Source organism: Pseudophaeobacter profundi, assembly GCF_029697505.1.
Taxonomy (GTDB): domain Bacteria; phylum Pseudomonadota; class Alphaproteobacteria; order Rhodobacterales; family Rhodobacteraceae; genus Pseudophaeobacter; species Pseudophaeobacter profundi.
Genome location: NZ_JARJEF010000149.1, coordinates 1 through 325, shown reverse-complemented (window position 1 = coordinate 325; position 325 = coordinate 1). Strand labels below are relative to the sequence as shown.

Here is a 325-nt window from a genome sequence, read left to right as displayed (position 1 = left end):
CTCTCCGACTCACTCACTACCTCCTCGATGTCCATGTGTAGGATACTCTCCTGGCTGCCAGTGAAGACAAAGCCGTAATGCTTGAGGATGTCCATCTTGCACATGGGGCATGTTCTCGTACCTGGGTGCGCGGTTGGCCTCCTTCTACGAGAGAGCCGGCCGTGTCAAGTGTCTCGGCAACCCCGACCGCGAGGGTTCCGTCAGCATCGTCGGCGCCGTGTCTCCCCCCGGTGGTGACTTCTCTGACCCGGTCACGTCCGCCACCCTGGGTATCGTCCAGGTCTTCTGGGGGTTGGACAAGAAGCTGGCCCAGAGGAAACACTTC

At 60.3% G+C, this 325-nt stretch carries 1 protein-coding gene; it reads left to right on the top strand.

Going from position 1 to position 325, the window contains the following annotated elements:
* Positions 1-109: 109 nt before the first annotated feature.
* A partial coding sequence (locus tag P2081_RS20590) for a P-loop NTPase family protein (RefSeq protein ID WP_313790366.1) occupies positions 110-325 on the top strand: 216 nt, incomplete at its 3' end.